This is a genomic window from Yersinia sp. LJYL362, assembly GCF_048323875.1.
This window is the reverse complement of sequence record NZ_JBLWEX010000196.1, coordinates 1-15,330: the sequence shown is the minus strand read 5'-3', so window position 1 is coordinate 15,330 and position 15,330 is coordinate 1. Positions and strand designations below refer to the sequence as shown.

Genomic DNA, 15,330 nt, shown 5'->3' with positions numbered 1-15,330 from the left:
TCGTGGATACCCCAGGACACGCCGATTTCGGTGGTGAAGTTGAGCGTGTAATGTCTATGGTTGACTCTGTGCTGCTGGTTGTCGACGCAATGGATGGCCCGATGCCGCAGACCCGTTTCGTGACCAAGAAAGCTTTTGCGAACGGTCTGAAGCCCATCGTGGTAATCAACAAAGTTGACCGTCCTGGCGCGCGTCCTGACTGGGTTGTGGATCAGGTATTTGACCTGTTCGTCAACCTGGATGCCACTGACGAACAACTGGACTTCCCTATCATTTATGCATCTGCATTGATGGGTATTGCTGGCGAAGACCACAATGATATGGCGGAAGACATGACCCCGCTGTATCAAGCCATCGTTGACCATGTGTCTCCACCACAAGTTGAGGTTGAAGCACCGTTCCAGATGCAGATCTCTCAGTTGGATTACAACAACTATGTTGGTGTTATCGGCATCGGTCGTATCAAACGCGGTAAAGTTAAGCCAAACCAGCAAGTGACTATCATTGATAGCGAAGGCAAGACGCGTAACGGTAAAGTCGGTAAAGTTCTGACTCACATGGGTCTGGAACGTATCGAAGCTACCGAAGCTGAAGCTGGCGATATCGTGGCTATCACTGGTCTGGGCGAGTTGAACATCTCCGACACTATCTGTGACGTTAATGCTGTTGAAGCATTGCCAGCACTGTCTGTTGATGAACCAACCGTTACCATGTATTTCTGCGTTAACACCTCTCCGTTCTGTGGTAAAGAAGGTAAGTACGTGACTTCACGTCAAATTCTTGACCGCCTGAACAAAGAGCTGATTCATAACGTAGCATTACGTGTTGAAGAAACTGAAGATTCTGATGCGTTCCGCGTATCTGGCCGTGGTGAACTTCACCTGTCGGTTCTGATCGAAAACATGCGTCGCGAAGGTTTCGAACTGGCTGTATCTCGTCCTAAAGTTATCAACCGTGTTATCGACGGCCGCAATCAAGAACCATTTGAAAGCGTAACTTTGGATATCGAAGAGCAGCACCAGGGCTCTGTCATGCAAGCCATGGGTGAACGTAAAGGCGATGTGAAGGACATGGTTCCGGACGGCAAAGGTCGTATTCGTCTGGATTATATGATCCCAAGCCGTGGCCTGATTGGCTTCCGTACTGAATTCATGACCATGACTTCTGGTACTGGCCTGCTGTACTCCACATTCAGTCACTATGATGATGTGCGTCCAGGCGAGATCGGCCAACGTCAAAACGGCGTACTGATCTCTAACGGCCAGGGTAAAGCTGTTGCGTTCGCATTGTTCAAACTGCAAGACCGCGGCAAGCTGTTCATTGGTCATGGTACTGAAGTGTATGAAGGCCAAATCATCGGTATTCACTCACGTTCTAACGACCTGACTGTAAACTGCTTGACGGGTAAGCAACTGACCAACATGCGTGCATCGGGTACTGACGAAGCAACCACTCTGGTTCCTTTCCTGAAGAAAACTCTGGAACAGGCTCTGGAATTCATCGATGACGATGAATTGGTTGAAGTTACCCCGCAATCGATCCGTATCCGTAAGCGTCACTTGACGGAAAACGATCGTAAGCGTGCAGGTCGTGGTCCTAAAGAAGGTTAATTCTTCTTGGTTCTACTGATACTTAGGGCGCGAAAAGCGCCCTGAGTTCTCATCTTTCAAGCCGCAGATGTGTTGGCTGCTTTCGTTCACCCGAATCACTTACTCGAGTAAGCTCATCGGGTCTCTCTCTTTTGCCGCCTTCCTGCAACTTGAAATCTGTTTGTTATAATTACCTCCGGTAAAAATATTATTTTTCCTGACCGACCCCTCCTTTTTCCCCCTCTCTCTGTTCAGTTTTCTTTTTTCCCGTTACAGTAAAACTCACCATCTAATTGGGAGAGCGCCATGCTGTATATCTTTGATCTAGGGAATGTGATTGTTGATATCGACTTCAAACGCGTATTGGGTGTCTGGAGTAAATTAAGCAGTGTTCCGTTGGCAACACTGAGTGAGCGTTTTACGATGGGGGAGGTCTTCCAGCAGCATGAGCGCGGTGAAATCAGCGATGAGGATTTTGCCCGTCAGCTGAGTGACGAAATGGGGCTATCGTTGAGTTTTGAGCAGTTTGCAGAAGGTTGGCAGGCGGTATTTGTGGCTTTACGTCCTGAAGTTATCACGATCATGCAAAAGTTGCGGGCTGAAGGGCACCGAGTGGTTGTGCTGTCTAATACTAACCGCCTACATTGCAATTATTGGCCACAGCATTACCCCGAGGTTGCTGCTGCTGCGGATCATATGTATCTATCCCAAGATTTGGGGATGCGCAAACCTGAGGCCAGAATCTATCAACATGTACTGAGTGCGGAGAACATTCCGGCAGAGCAAACCGTGTTCTTTGATGATGTTGAGGCGAATATTGTTGCAGCCAGAATCGAGGGCATTACAGGTATCCACGTCACCGACCGAAAGGTTATTCCAGCTTATTTTTCCTGATAAGTTCTTACTCGAGGCATTAATGGGTTAGCCTTAAACATCACGCTAGCCCATAACCGAGCCTAAACACCGGTATTGACTGAGAGATAAACATGGCGAGTTCTCTACGTTTTCGCTTATCTGCATCTTTAAAACCCTACATTACGTTCGGGCGAATGCTTTACGCCCGAATAGATAAAGACGGGCTAACCATGCTGGCTGGGCATCTGGCGTATGTGTCATTGCTTTCTCTCGTGCCATTGGTCACGGTGATTTTTGCTCTGTTTGCGGCTTTTCCGATGTTTGCTGATATCAGCATAAAATTGAAAGCCTTTATATTCGCCAATTTTATGCCTGCCACTGGCGATATTATCCAAAACTATCTTGAGCAATTTGTTGCCAACTCAAATCGTATGACTGTGGTGGGCACCTGCGGCTTGATTGTGACAGCGCTGCTACTCATTTACTCCGTCGACAGTGTGCTCAACATTATCTGGCGCAGTAAGGTTCGCCGGTCACTGGTGTTTTCATTTGCTGTTTATTGGATGGTACTGACATTAGGGCCAATTCTTGTCGGGGCCAGTATGGTGATTAGCTCGTATCTACTGTCATTGCAATGGCTGGCCAATGCCCAGGTTGACAGCATGATCGATGAAACCCTGCGGCTATTTCCGTTGCTGATTTCCTGGGTTTCATTTTGGTTATTGTACAGTGTAGTGCCAACCGTTAGGGTGCCTGCCCGAGATGCAATTATCGGCGCATTGGTTGCCGCATTATTTTTCGAACTGGGTAAGAAAGGATTCACGATGTATATCACGCTGTTTCCGTCTTATCAGCTGATATACGGGGTGTTGGCTGTTATCCCCATTTTGTTTCTTTGGGTTTATTGGAGTTGGTGCATTGTGTTGTTGGGGGCGGAGATTACTGTCACCTTGGGTGAGTATCGCGCGCAACGCCTTCAGGCCATCACAGAGAAGACCCCGAGTCATAGTCAGGAGATGTAAGGCATTATGATTGCGTTGATTCAACGGGCGCTTAGCGCCAATGTCGTGGTTGATGGAGAAGTGGTGGGTGAGATTGGGCCTGGGTTGTTGATATTACTCGGTGTTGAACAAGAGGATACCGAGCAGAAAGCACAGCGCTTATGTGAAAAAGTACTGGGTTATCGGATTTTTAGTGATGAGAACGACAAAATGAATCTGAATGTCCAGCAAGTTGGGGGCAGCGTGCTGGTGGTTTCACAATTTACACTGGTTGCCGATACCCAAAAAGGGATGAGACCGAGCTTTTCACGTGGTGCAGTTCCTGCAGAAGCTGCACGGCTTTATGAGTATTTTGTTGCCCAGTGTAGTGAGCGTGGTGTAAAAACTGAAACGGGATTATTTGCAGCGGATATGAAAGTTAGCTTGGTCAACGATGGCCCAGTGACATTCTGGCTGCAAGTATAGATACAGGGATATCCCCCAAAGCTGAGGGTTATGACATACCCGTCATACTTCAAGCTGCATGTGCGTTGGCTGCTCTCGTTCACCCGAATCATTGACTAGTGTCAACTCATCGGGACTTACTCAATTGCCGCCTTCCTGCAACTCGAATTATTTAAGGTATAGATTTTATTGATAATTTTAAAGAGAGAATGCTGCTATGTATCACTTGCGTGTGCCCACAACAGAACAAGAACTTAAAGATTATTATCAATTCCGTTGGGAAATGTTACGCAAGCCGCTGCATCAACCGATAGGTTCTGAAAAAGATGCTTATGACGCAATGGCCCATCATCAAATGGTGGTGGATGAGCAGGGTAAACCTGTCGCTATTGGCCGTTTATATATAAATGCTGATAATGAGGCTGCTATTCGCTTTCTGGCGGTAGACCCGTCAGTCAGAGCAAAGGGGTTAGGGACGTTAGTTGCAATGACATTAGAGTCAGTCGCGCGTCAGGAAGGGGTAAAGCGGGTAGTGTGTAGCGCTCGTGAAGATGCAGTCGATTTCTTCTCAAAGCTTGGTTTTGTCAGTCAGGGGGAGATAACCGCCCCGCAGACCACGCCTGTTCGTCATTTTTTAATGATTAAGCCCATTGTGACCATGGATGATATTTTGCACCGCCCTGATTGGTGTGGTCAGTTGCAGCAAGCCTGGTACGACCATATTCCATTGAGCGAAAAAATGGGTGTGCGCATTAGTCAATATACTGGGCAGCGTTTTGTCACAACCATGCCGGAAGCGGGTAATCAGAATCCCCATCATACTTTATTTGCAGGCAGTCTTTTCTCATTGGCCACACTGACGGGCTGGGGCCTAATTTGGCTCTTACTGCGCGAGCGCCATTTAGGCGGCACCATTATTCTTGCTGATGCCCATATTCGCTACAGCGCCCCCGTTACCGGGCGACCAAGAGCAGTTGCAGAGTTAAGTTCGCTCAGTGGCGATTTGGATAGATTGGCTCGTGGTCGCCGGGCCAGAGTACAATTAGATGTAAATTTATTTGGTAATGAAGAGGCTGGCGCTGTATTTTCAGGTACTTATATGGTCCTTCCCGTTGATGCTGAGAGTGATAGAGTTAACTAACTTTCATCATGCCCGTTCATTAATAGCCAATGAGCGGGTAATTTTGGCCGTTATATATTATTTTCTTTAGTTGAAATAAAAATGATGATATATGCATTTCTAATTCCATAAGATTTCAGGTTTATTTCTTAAATTCTTTCCTAATATATCCTGTAGTAAATAGAGTAAATAATACACTAGACTACGCATGGGGATAGTTATTTAATTACTCGCCACCCAGCATTGATTTTTTAATTTTAATAAAATTTACAGGCTATACAATTAAATGATATTGATAGCCTTATAGATCAAGGAGAATTTAAATGAATAAAGACTGGCATAGACAAGAAATATTAGCTGCTATACGTAAAAGGAAAGGCTCACTTTCAGCATTATCAAGAGATAGTGGTTTATCCTCAGGAACACTGGCTAACGCATTAACTCGCCCATGGCCCAAGGGTGAAATGATTATCGCAGACGCGATAGGTATCACACCACAAGAAATATGGCCAAGTAGATTTATCGATTATCGTGGGTGCAGCATTATTAGAAGAATAAGGAAAGTCTAAAAAGGAGATAAATATAATGGAAGAATCACTTTTTAATTCACTTAAAATGCTAATAAGGTTTTGGGAGCACAGTTCTGAACCGTGGGGGGTAAAAGATAATCAATCAAGGTATGTTTATGCAAATAGTCGATTACATAGATTATTAGCTTTACCTGATAAATTTAGTATGGAAGGACGAACAGATGGTGAACTCCCTACTCCCATCGCTGAATTCGAACTTGAATTTCAGGATCATGACCGTAAAGTTAAACTATTACAAGATCGTATAACCTCAGTTGAAATACATGCATGGGATGGGCATTCATATTTTCAACCTTATTTTGTTGATAAATTTCCATTGATGGATGAGTACGGAGTCTCTCAAGGTGTCATTTGTCATGGTCGACCGGTAGAAGATATAATATTAACCCATCTAAATAAGATAAAAGTACCCACATCACTTATATTTACCCCGCCATCTGACCTGTTTTCAAAAAGAGAGTGGGAGGTGTTGTTTTATATTATACACTCATTATCAAGTATGGAAATTGCGAAAAAACTCCATTTATCTTCAAGGACGGTCGGTAACATCACACAGAAAATATATAATAAAATGGGCGTATCTAGTAGGCAGCAAATGGTGGATTATTGTTATGAGAATAAAATTAACAATTACATTCCACAGAGCTTTTTTGAGTACTCAGGATCCTTTCCGTTAATATAAGGATAAGTTAAATATAATAGGAGAATTTAATGGATGAAACCTTAAAGAACCAACTTGAAATATTGATAAGATTTTGGGAGCACAGTTCAGAACCTTGGGGGGCAAGAGATAATCAATCAAGATTTATTTATGCAAATCCCAGTTATCATAAATTACTTGCCTTACCTGATAAATACAGCCTTGAAGGAAGATTTGATGGAGAAGTTCCTTCACCAACCTCGGAGTTTCAAGATGCTTGGCAAGAGCATGATCGTAAAGTAGAGTTGTTACAGGATCGTATTACCAATATTGAAATACATGCATGGAATGGACGTGCCTATTTTCAGCCTTATTTCAGCGAAAAATACCCGTTAATAGATGAGAATGGTGTATCTCAGGGGGTTATTTTTCATGGTAAACCAGTAACTGAAATAGTGTTAACTCGTTTAAATAAAATAAAAGTCCCAACATCACTTATTTTCACCCCGCCATCTGATCTCTTTTCAAAAAGGGAATGGGAAGTCCTTTTTTATATTTTACATTCATTATCAAGTAAAGAAATTGCGAAAAAACTCCACTTATCACCCCGAACAGTTTGCAATATTATTCAAAATATTTACCGGAAGGCAGATGTCACTAATAAACAGCAGATAGTGGATTATTGCTATGAAAATCAGATCAATAATTATGTTCCTCAAAGTTTCTTCGAATATTCTAAGTCTTTTCCTCTTATGTAGAGGGATGACTTACGCCGATGACGTTAAAACTCCACGTCATCGGCGATTTGTGTTCAGAGTCATTGCTGACAAAGCTTGGAAGCACTGTTTATGTTCGCTTACTGCCCCGCTACGCCATGCACCTCGCCATGTTGCATCATTTGATTAACTTGCTGCCCGTGGCTGTCAGTGGCTTGTAGAGAGCCATTAATGGTGGGTTTCAATGGCTTATCTGCTGTCAGATTACCTGATATCCGTAATTTCAGATTACCAAGCCCTGATAGCGGTAAGGCTGGCCAGCCCCAGTTCTGTAAAAGGTTAAGGTCGACAGACTGACCTGTTAGCGCAAGGGATAACGCTCTGGTGGGGGATTGATCAATAGTGGCGGTGGCTTCCAGTAGCCCCTCTTTGGTGAACGCACTTAAATCACTAACCGTAATCTGCTGTTCATTGGCGCTCAGAGCCAATGATGGCCGGCGGACGTCGTTTTTATTAAAAGTCGCATTACCCGCATTTAGCATCAATGAGCCAGACCACACTCCCCACTGATGATTTTTGGCTAGCAGTAAACTCGTCCCAGCGGCATCCAGCGATGTAATTTGGAACGGGAAGTCCGGGCTGATATCAATCAATAAGTTACGGTTAGCACTCAACTTACTGACATAGACCTCAGACAACCAATTTGGCAGGGTTTGCTGCCATTGCTGTTTCCAGTCTACGGGGAGGGTATAAACCAGTGCTACCAGTGTTAGCTCATCGAGTTGTAGGCGGTGGCTATCACGTGCCCAGTTACCCTGAGTTCTTAACAGACCATCCTGCCAACGAGTGGATAACTGGTTAATTGCCACCCCAGCCGGTGACAATGTAAATGTTGCGATAGGGTCAATCAGATGAATATTACCTTTAATAATGTCACCGGCATTAAGGGATAATTCGCCTTCATCACTTTGCCAGTTACCTTGCTTAAAGGTGATATTTTTCAGTGTGAGATCTAAATCATTAAATGCCCAGCTGTTCCCTTCAACACGCGCATCAATTAAATCAAACCGCTTCAGTGTAATGGGCGGAAGTTGTAAAAAGGTATTCCAGACATCTTCTAATGTCGCGGGAGTTTGCAGACGGATATTACTCAAACGCAGGCGGTCGACCAGCCAACTTCCATCCGCCGATTGACTGGCATTCCCCGTCAGTTCCCCTTGCGCTATATCAGCCCCAAAATTACTCAAAGTCAGGGCGTTTTTCTGTATTGATCCTTGTAGATACAGTTTTTCAGCTGTGATGCCATTAATGGTCAAAGAGCCAGCACTAAACTGAAATTGAGCATTTTCACCCAAACTATTGCCGGGCAGTGGTTGCCAAGGGATCAAGCCGCCATTGACTTGCTGGCCTGTCACTTTCCACTCACCGGCCTTATTTTGCGGTTCAATAGTGGTCGTTAGCGCCATATTGGTCAGCCTCAAAGTATCGGCCTGCAACGGGAGCGGTGAGGTGCTGTTATTGAGTGCTAAGCTCCCATTTTGCAAATTAAGGCTGAGAAGATGACGAGGCTCGGTTAGTTGTCGCCAACTCAAACCAAATACCGCCTGCTGGGCAATAAGAAATGCGGGTTGATTAGCCTGGCCTAGCGTCACATCAGTAAAGCTGACTTGCCCAGGTTGGGACCATGAGTGATCTATTTTCCCCAGAGAGAGGCGATATTCGCTGTTATCACTCACCCAGCGGCTTAGCCAACCGGCAGCCCAATTGGTCTGAAGCAGTACATAGCACAGCACTATCGACAGCACTAGTAGCAATAATAACGTTAGCAGCACTTTCCCGAGAAATTTCATCCGGTATTTCCACGCCTGTCTGTATACGGAACTCTGTTTATGCCGCAAATTGTCCATTAGCTCAATAGACAATCAGTCATCGGAGCATAAAAAAATGGCCGGTGTCATTGACGACCGGCCATTTCAAAGACGTGTTAACGCAAAAATTATTTTTCTTGTGGGAAGAGTAAGTTAAGCACGATGGCAGTGATACCACCGGCTGCAATCCCGGAAGAAAGCAGGGTTTTGATCCAATCTGGTGCAAATTGCAGAATAAGTGGTTGCTGTGCCACACCCATCCCGACGGCTAATGACAACGCCATAATCATAATCGCGCGACGATTCAGGGTTTCGCGTGACACGATACGCACACCGGAAGCGGCAATGGTGCCGAACATCACGAGAGTTGCGCCACCCAGTACCGGCTCTGGAATATGTTGTACAAACCCAGCAACGGCCGGGAACAAGCCCAGTACAATCAGCATCAGTGCGACAACAAAACCGACATAGCGGCTGGCGACGCCGGTCAATTGAATAACCCCATTATTCTGGCCAAAGCAGGAGTTCGGGAAGGTATTGAACACAGCGGAAAGCATGGAGTTCAAACCATTCGCCAACACACCACCTTTTAAGCGCTTCATATACAGCGGGCCATGAACCGGTTGTTCTGATACATCCGAGGTCGCCGTGATATCCCCGATGGTCTCAAGTGAAGTCACCATGAAGATAAGCATTAATGGCACCAATAGGTTCCAGTCAAAAGATAAGCCATAGTACAGCGGCGTTGGGATAGTGATCAGTGCGGTGTCAACGACAGGGCGGCTTTCGGGCAGCATGCCCAGCGCCCACGCTAACAGATAACCCACCGCCATGGCGATAACCAGTGAGGCGACACGCAGATACGGGTTGCGCTGGCGGTTTAATAAGATAATGACCACGAGTACTGCGCCCGCCAACATGAGGTTTTTAGGTGAACCAAATGTATGGTCGCTCATCGCACCATAACCGCCACCAATAGATGTCAGCCCAACCTGAATCAATGACAGGCCGATAATCATCACCACAATACCGGATACCAGTGGGGTGATAATGCGCCGCGCCAGATGCAGGAAACGGGACAATATAATTTCAGTACAAGATGCGACCATCAAGGTACCGAACAGGGCTGCCATCATGGTCGGGATATCCGCGCCGCCATTTTTCAGTGCCAAACCACCCATAATCAGGGGAGAAACAAAATTAAAACTGGTGCCCTGAATGGATAACAGGCCAGAGCCAACCGGCCCCCAGGTTTTAATTTGCAGCAGAGATGCCAGACCAGAAGCAAACAGTGACATGCTAATAATACGTTGAGTATCTTCCGCTGGCAGCCCCAGCGCCTGACAAATCAACAGGCCGGGAGTGATTACCGCGACAAACATTGCCAATAAATGTTGGCATGCGGCAAACAGAGTTTGGGCGATCGGAGGGCGGTCTTCTAAACGATAAATGAGTTCGCTTGGGCGAGTTGCCTGCTGTGGTGTATCAAGTTCGGCGGATTGCGTAGACATGGAGTGGCATTCCCGGATCGGCAAAGAGGGCATTTTAATGATCCGCCTCACAAAAGCAATCGGTTGCGCTGCATTTTCTTAAATATTCTTCTCCGGTGCGAGTTCATATTTTTCTTTTACTAAACTTGTCATTAGACGGATTTTTTTTTCTAATCCTCTTCTTACTGTTTGGCGTTTATTAAGGAACTGTCTAACGTCATATTTTTATTCGATATTTTAATCGCATGGAGTACCAAGATGTTTCACTTCGATACCTATGGCACGCTAGTCGCGGCCTGTCTGGTTTTATTGTTAGGTCGAAAACTTGTACAAACTGTCCCTTTTCTAAAAAAGTACACCATTCCTGAACCGGTTGCAGGTGGTCTGCTGGTGGCTTTTATGATGCTGCTGATGCAAAAAACCCTCGGTTGGGAAATCAGTTTTGATATGTCGCTGAAAGATCCCTTGATGCTGGCATTCTTTGCAACAATTGGCCTGAATGCTAACTTGGCCAGTTTACGTGCCGGTGGCAAGACCTTGAGTGTGTTTGTCTTTGTGGTCGTCGGCCTGCTACTGATGCAGAACGCGATTGGTATTGCTCTCGCGAAACTGATGGGGTTGGACCCGCTAATGGGTTTATTAGCCGGTTCAATTACATTATCAGGTGGGCACGGCACGGGGGCGGCGTGGAGTAAAGTGTTTGTTGAGCGCTATGGCTTTGAAAATGCGACCGAAGTTGCAATGGCCTGCGCGACATTTGGTTTAGTTCTGGGTGGGTTGATTGGTGGCCCGGTGGCTCGCTATTTGGTAAAACACTCTTCCACTCCGGATGGTACCCCAGAGGATAGCGAAGTCCCTTCCGCTTTTGAAAAACCCTCTACTGGCCGCATGATAACCTCATTGGTATTGGTCGAAACCATCGCCATGATTGCGATTTGCCTCATGGTTGGCCAAGTGATTTCTGCCGGATTGCAGGGCACGATGTTTGAATTACCCACCTTTGTCTGCGTGTTATTCGTCGGAGTTATTCTCAGTAATTCATTGTCGGCAATCGGCTTCTATAAAGTGTTTGATCGCGCAGTCTCGGTGCTGGGTAATGTCAGTTTGTCACTGTTCCTGGCAATGGCTTTGATGAGTCTAAAACTGTGGGAGTTAGCGTCATTGGCATTGCCGATGTTGGTGATTTTGTCGGTACAGGCCCTGGCGATGGCGCTGTACGCTATCTTCGTCACTTATCGGTTGATGGGCAAAAACTATGATGCGGCGGTGTTAGCGGCGGGGCATTGTGGTTTCGGTTTAGGTGCAACACCGACCGCCATTGCCAATATGCAGGCCATTACTGACCGTTTCGGTCCATCACATTTAGCCTTTTTAGTGGTGCCAATGGTTGGTGCGTTCTTTATTGATATCGTAAATGTGATCGTGATTAAGCTATATCTGTTGTTGCCCATCTTCCCAGCAATTGTGGGGTAAATCTGTTGTAGAGTAATAGTTTAAGGGGTGGAAAGATCTGCCCCTTACTTATCAAGCGTTTGTATAACGCGTTCGCTCGGGTAGCCAGCGTTCTATCAATGCCTGTGCATGTTCGGGATATTGTTGATGTAGGTGACGCGCCACTCGCTGTACCTCTGGGATCATTGCCTGATCACGCAGCAAATCAGCCACTTTGAACTCGGCACTGCCCGTCTGACGTGTGCCTAACAGTTCGCCGGGGCCACGTATTTCCAAATCCCGCTGAGCAATAACAAAACCATCATTACTGTCGCGCAACACTTGCAAACGCATTTGAGCCGTTTTGCTCAGCGGCGTTTTATACAGCAGAACACAATGGGAGGCCACGGCACCACGGCCCACGCGGCCACGCAACTGGTGCAATTGCGCTAACCCTAACCGCTCCGGATTATCGATTATCATCAAACTGGCATTCGGAACATCAACCCCAACTTCAATCACCGTGGTAGCAACCAGTAACTGCAATTCACCTTGCTTAAAGGCTAACATAACTGCTTGTTTTTCTGGCCCTTTCATTCGGCCGTGAACTAAACCGACTTTAATTTCCGGCAAGGCGATTTTAAGCTCCTCGCAGGTGACTTCCGCAGCCTGAGCTTCCAACAGTTCAGATTCTTCAATCAAGGTACAGACCCAATAAGCCTGCCGCCCCTCTTCTAAACAGGCGTTTTTGACCCGTTGAATAACATCGCTGCGGCGAGTATCCGGGATTGCCACTGTCGTGACCGGAGTTCTACCCGGTGGCAGTTCGTCGATTACCGAAGTATCAAGATCAGCATAGGCCGTCATGGCCAATGTTCGGGGAATGGGTGTCGCGGTCATAATCAACTGGTGTGGGTGGAAGCCTTGCTCCTCGCCCTTTTCCCATAATGCGAGCCGCTGATGAACACCAAAACGATGCTGCTCATCAATAATAACCAGTGCTAATCCCGAGAATTGTACTTGTTCCTGAAACATGGCATGAGTCCCCACGACCATGGAGACTTGGCCGCTGGCCACTGCTTCTTGTTGCGCCAGGCGCGCTTTGCCTTTTTGTTTCCCGGCCAACCAGCCGACTTGTAACCCTAACGGCTCCAGCCATTGGCGGAAAGTATTGGCATGCTGTTCGGCCAGTAACTCAGTGGGGGCCATCAACGCGACCTGCTTACCGTGGGCAATAGCGCGCAGTGCGGCCAGGGCGGCAACCAGTGTTTTGCCAGAACCCACATCCCCTTGAATCAGCCGCATCATAGGGAAGTTATTCGTCATGTCTTGCTCGATTTCCGCCACGACCCGCTGCTGGGCATGAGTTGGCGTGAAGGGCAGTGCGGCAAGAAAACGTTGTTTAAGTTGTTCTTCGGGCAACAGTTTTTCTGGCAATAAGGGCAGCGCCCGATAGCTCTGTGCTCCCGCCCTGACGGCCAGCATGCTGAGGTTATGGGCGAGCAACTCTTCCATTATTAAGCGCCGCTGTGCGGGATGTTTGCCCTGCTCTAAATCAGCTAGTTGAATATCTGCTGGTGGACGATGCAAAGTATGAATAGCTTCTGGCAAGCTGATCAGCGAGCGGCTCAATTCAATCGGTAGCAATTCGGCAATAACACTGGAGTCCAGCATCGCCAGTGCTTGATCAATCAGTTTACGCAGTGTTGCCTGACGAATACCTTCCGTGGTGGGATAAACGGGGGTCAATGATTCCTGCAATTCAACGCCGATATTTTCGCCGTGCACCCGATATTCTGGATGAATGATTTCCGGGCCGGTATTACCCCGTTTAGCTTCACCATAGGCAATCACATGCTTGCCTGGAGATAAACTGTTTTTCATCGCGGCATTGAAGTTGAAAAAGCGCAGGGTGAGCACACCGCTACCATCGCTGATTTGGCAGGTCATCATGCGGCGGCGGCCAAAACTGATATCCGAACGGAGAACTTCACCCTCAACTGTGACTGAAAGGCCGGGCAACAGATCGCCAATTCGGTATAACCTGGTGCGATCCTCATAACGTAACGGAAGGTGAAGCAACAGATCTTGAATGGTTTCCAGCCCCATCTTCGCCAGCTTTCCAGCCTGACTTGCGCCAACACCGGAAAGTGTACTGAGGGGTACGGCATCCAGTAGGCGGCCTTTCATTTAAGACTCCGTGGATTGCATGGCAGACCACCATTGCGCATCGGCAATAACCTGACCCTGCTCATCAATGTGGGGTTGAGGAAGCCCTTTGCGTTTAGCCACTTGCGCCAGTACCGGGTAGCCACCTTCAAATAATAGCCGCTGTTGCTCATCTTCAGATAAAACACTCTGTGTTCGCTGATACATACCGGCATTTTGCCGCTGCCGCTGCGCTTCATATAAAATTAGCGCCGAAGCGACTGATACATTCAGTGATTGCACCATCCCGATCATCGGAATAATGATATCTTTATCAGCCATTGCCAACGCTTCTTTAGATATCCCCGTTTTTTCCTGCCCCATTAAAATACAGGTGGGACGAGTATAATCAATCTCACGGAAATCTACTGCTTTCTCAGAGAGATGAGTCGCGAGTATTTGCATACCTTGCGACTTCAGATGCGTAATGGCATCCGTAATATGAGAGTGTGTTTTAACCTGAACCCAGCTGTTGCTACCAGCCGCCGAAGAGAGCCGCGTGTACATTGCAGGGGTAGGCCAAATCGCATGAATCTGATGAATACCGACGGCATCAGCAGTGCGAATAATCGCGGATACATTATGAGGTTTATGTACTTCTTCCAGGCAAACCGTTAAGTCTGGCTGCCTGGTTGCAAGCATTTCACAAATCCGCGCATAGCGTTGAGGATTCATCGGCGTTAATTACGGTTACGGCTGACTTTGACCACATCTGGCATGATACGAATTTTACGCATAATGTTAGCCAGATGGACTCGGTCACGCGTAGTCAGGCGAATAAAGGCGCTGTATACCCGACCATCTTTCTCTTCAGTATTCAGGCTTTGAATATTAGATTCCGCCGCATTAATCGCTGCGGTCAGATTCGCCAAGGCACCTTGCTGGTTGAACATATCGACTTTTATTTCAGCAATAAACTCTTGCTCAGTCTCTTGGTCCCATTCAACCGCCATAAACTTCTCTGGCTCTTTCTGGTAGCCACGAATGTTACGGCAGGATTCATGATGGATAACCAAGCCTTTGCCCGGGCTGATATGGGCAATAATAGGGTCACCCGGAATTGGACGGCAGCACTTGGCAAAGGTAATCAGGACGCCATCGGCGCCTTTGATGGCCAAGTTGCGTGTACCTGAAGTCGCCAGCGTGGAGGGGTCACCCAATAGGTTTTTAGCTACCACCACACTCATTGCATTACCCAAGCCAATTTCCGCCAGCAAATCATCCAGCGTCGCCAGCTTCATGCGATCCAGCTCATGTTTGATATTTTCTTCAGGAATATCAGACAGTTTTCGACCATTCCCTAAAGCATGATTCAGTAATCGGCGGCCAAGGCTTACCGACTCATCACGTTTCAGGTTTTTCAGCAATTGACGAATTT

General features: G+C 46.9%; 14 protein-coding genes. 9 read left to right on the top strand and 5 right to left on the bottom strand.

Features of this window, described 5'->3' with window-relative positions; translation table 11 throughout:
* The 8 genes from typA to ACNSO8_RS09970 form a co-directional block, all read left to right on the top strand.
* On the top strand, positions 1-1,610 hold a 1,610-nt coding region (typA, locus tag ACNSO8_RS10005), incomplete at its 5' end, for a translational GTPase TypA (protein WP_418394513.1).
* Positions 1,611-1,895: 285 nt separating this feature from the next.
* On the top strand, positions 1,896-2,483 hold the full coding sequence (gene yihX / locus ACNSO8_RS10000) for a glucose-1-phosphatase (protein WP_418394512.1): 588 nt from the start codon (positions 1,896-1,898) through the stop codon (positions 2,481-2,483).
* A 92-nt stretch (positions 2,484-2,575) separates the two neighbouring features.
* Positions 2,576-3,466, top strand: coding sequence for a virulence factor BrkB family protein (locus ACNSO8_RS09995; RefSeq protein WP_418394511.1), 891 nt, complete (start codon positions 2,576-2,578; stop codon positions 3,464-3,466).
* 6 nt (positions 3,467-3,472) lie between these two features.
* On the top strand, positions 3,473-3,910 hold the full coding sequence (gene dtd / locus ACNSO8_RS09990; RefSeq protein WP_418394510.1) for a D-aminoacyl-tRNA deacylase: 438 nt from the start codon (positions 3,473-3,475) through the stop codon (positions 3,908-3,910).
* Between the two features lie 196 nt (positions 3,911-4,106).
* Complete coding sequence (gene fabY, locus ACNSO8_RS09985; RefSeq protein WP_418394509.1) at positions 4,107-5,030, top strand: fatty acid biosynthesis protein FabY; 924 nt, start codon at positions 4,107-4,109, stop codon at positions 5,028-5,030.
* Between the two features lie 302 nt (positions 5,031-5,332).
* On the top strand, positions 5,333-5,578 hold the full coding sequence (locus ACNSO8_RS09980; protein ID WP_418394508.1) for a helix-turn-helix domain-containing protein: 246 nt from the start codon (positions 5,333-5,335) through the stop codon (positions 5,576-5,578).
* Between the two features lie 16 nt (positions 5,579-5,594).
* A complete protein-coding gene (locus tag ACNSO8_RS09975; protein ID WP_418394507.1) occupies positions 5,595-6,281 on the top strand; it encodes a helix-turn-helix transcriptional regulator in 687 nt (228 codons plus the stop codon).
* 29 nt (positions 6,282-6,310) lie between these two features.
* Positions 6,311-6,997, top strand: a complete 687-nt coding sequence (locus tag ACNSO8_RS09970; RefSeq protein ID WP_418394506.1) for a helix-turn-helix transcriptional regulator — start codon at positions 6,311-6,313, stop codon at positions 6,995-6,997.
* Positions 6,998-7,095: 98 nt separating this feature from the next.
* Here ACNSO8_RS09970 and ACNSO8_RS09965 read toward each other — a convergent pair whose 3' ends face one another.
* Together ACNSO8_RS09965 and ACNSO8_RS09960 are read right to left on the bottom strand one after the other, a co-directional pair.
* Positions 7,096-8,805, bottom strand: a complete 1,710-nt coding sequence (locus ACNSO8_RS09965; RefSeq protein ID WP_418394505.1) for an AsmA family protein — start codon at positions 8,803-8,805, stop codon at positions 7,096-7,098.
* Positions 8,806-8,951: 146 nt separating this feature from the next.
* Positions 8,952-10,334 carry a uracil-xanthine permease family protein gene (locus ACNSO8_RS09960; protein WP_418394504.1) on the bottom strand — a complete coding sequence of 461 codons (1,383 nt, stop codon included), beginning with the start codon at positions 10,332-10,334 and terminating at the stop codon, positions 8,952-8,954.
* A 237-nt stretch (positions 10,335-10,571) separates the two neighbouring features.
* Here ACNSO8_RS09960 and gltS point away from each other — a divergent pair, with 237 nt between their 5' ends.
* Positions 10,572-11,786: a sodium/glutamate symporter gene (gltS, locus tag ACNSO8_RS09955; RefSeq protein ID WP_418394503.1), complete on the top strand. Its 1,215-nt coding sequence runs from the start codon at positions 10,572-10,574 to the stop codon at positions 11,784-11,786.
* 51 nt (positions 11,787-11,837) lie between these two features.
* Here gltS and recG read toward each other — a convergent pair whose 3' ends face one another.
* The 3 genes from recG to ACNSO8_RS09940 all read right to left on the bottom strand — a co-directional run.
* Positions 11,838-13,934: an ATP-dependent DNA helicase RecG gene (recG, locus tag ACNSO8_RS09950; protein ID WP_418394502.1), complete on the bottom strand. Its 2,097-nt coding sequence runs from the start codon at positions 13,932-13,934 to the stop codon at positions 11,838-11,840.
* The gene (trmH, locus tag ACNSO8_RS09945) at positions 13,935-14,627 is read right to left on the bottom strand and encodes a tRNA (guanosine(18)-2'-O)-methyltransferase TrmH (RefSeq protein ID WP_418394501.1); all 693 of its coding nucleotides are present in this window, start codon (positions 14,625-14,627) and stop codon (positions 13,935-13,937) included.
* 5 nt (positions 14,628-14,632) lie between these two features.
* Positions 14,633-15,330 (bottom strand): ACT domain-containing protein (locus ACNSO8_RS09940; protein ID WP_418394500.1); only part of this gene is annotated, 698 nt, incomplete at its 5' end.

Bases quoted from the DNA above. Each gene is read 5' to 3' on its own strand.
- ACNSO8_RS09975 (WP_418394507.1), top strand. From the start codon at position 5,595: ATGGAAGAATCACTTTTTAATTCACTTAAAATGCTAATAAGGTTTTGG.
- ACNSO8_RS09980 (WP_418394508.1), top strand. From the start codon at position 5,333: ATGAATAAAGACTGGCATAGACAAGAAATATTAGCTGCTATACGTAAA.
- ACNSO8_RS09970 (WP_418394506.1), top strand. From the start codon at position 6,311: ATGGATGAAACCTTAAAGAACCAACTTGAAATATTGATAAGATTTTGG.
- ACNSO8_RS09965 (WP_418394505.1), bottom strand. From the start codon at position 8,805: ATGAAATTTCTCGGGAAAGTGCTGCTAACGTTATTATTGCTACTAGTG.
- fabY (WP_418394509.1), top strand. From the start codon at position 4,107: ATGTATCACTTGCGTGTGCCCACAACAGAACAAGAACTTAAAGATTAT.
- yihX (WP_418394512.1), top strand. From the start codon at position 1,896: ATGCTGTATATCTTTGATCTAGGGAATGTGATTGTTGATATCGACTTC.
- ACNSO8_RS09960 (WP_418394504.1), bottom strand. From the start codon at position 10,334: ATGTCTACGCAATCCGCCGAACTTGATACACCACAGCAGGCAACTCGC.
- recG (WP_418394502.1), bottom strand. From the start codon at position 13,934: ATGAAAGGCCGCCTACTGGATGCCGTACCCCTCAGTACACTTTCCGGT.
- trmH (WP_418394501.1), bottom strand. From the start codon at position 14,627: ATGAATCCTCAACGCTATGCGCGGATTTGTGAAATGCTTGCAACCAGG.
- ACNSO8_RS09995 (WP_418394511.1), top strand. From the start codon at position 2,576: ATGGCGAGTTCTCTACGTTTTCGCTTATCTGCATCTTTAAAACCCTAC.
- gltS (WP_418394503.1), top strand. From the start codon at position 10,572: ATGTTTCACTTCGATACCTATGGCACGCTAGTCGCGGCCTGTCTGGTT.
- dtd (WP_418394510.1), top strand. From the start codon at position 3,473: ATGATTGCGTTGATTCAACGGGCGCTTAGCGCCAATGTCGTGGTTGAT.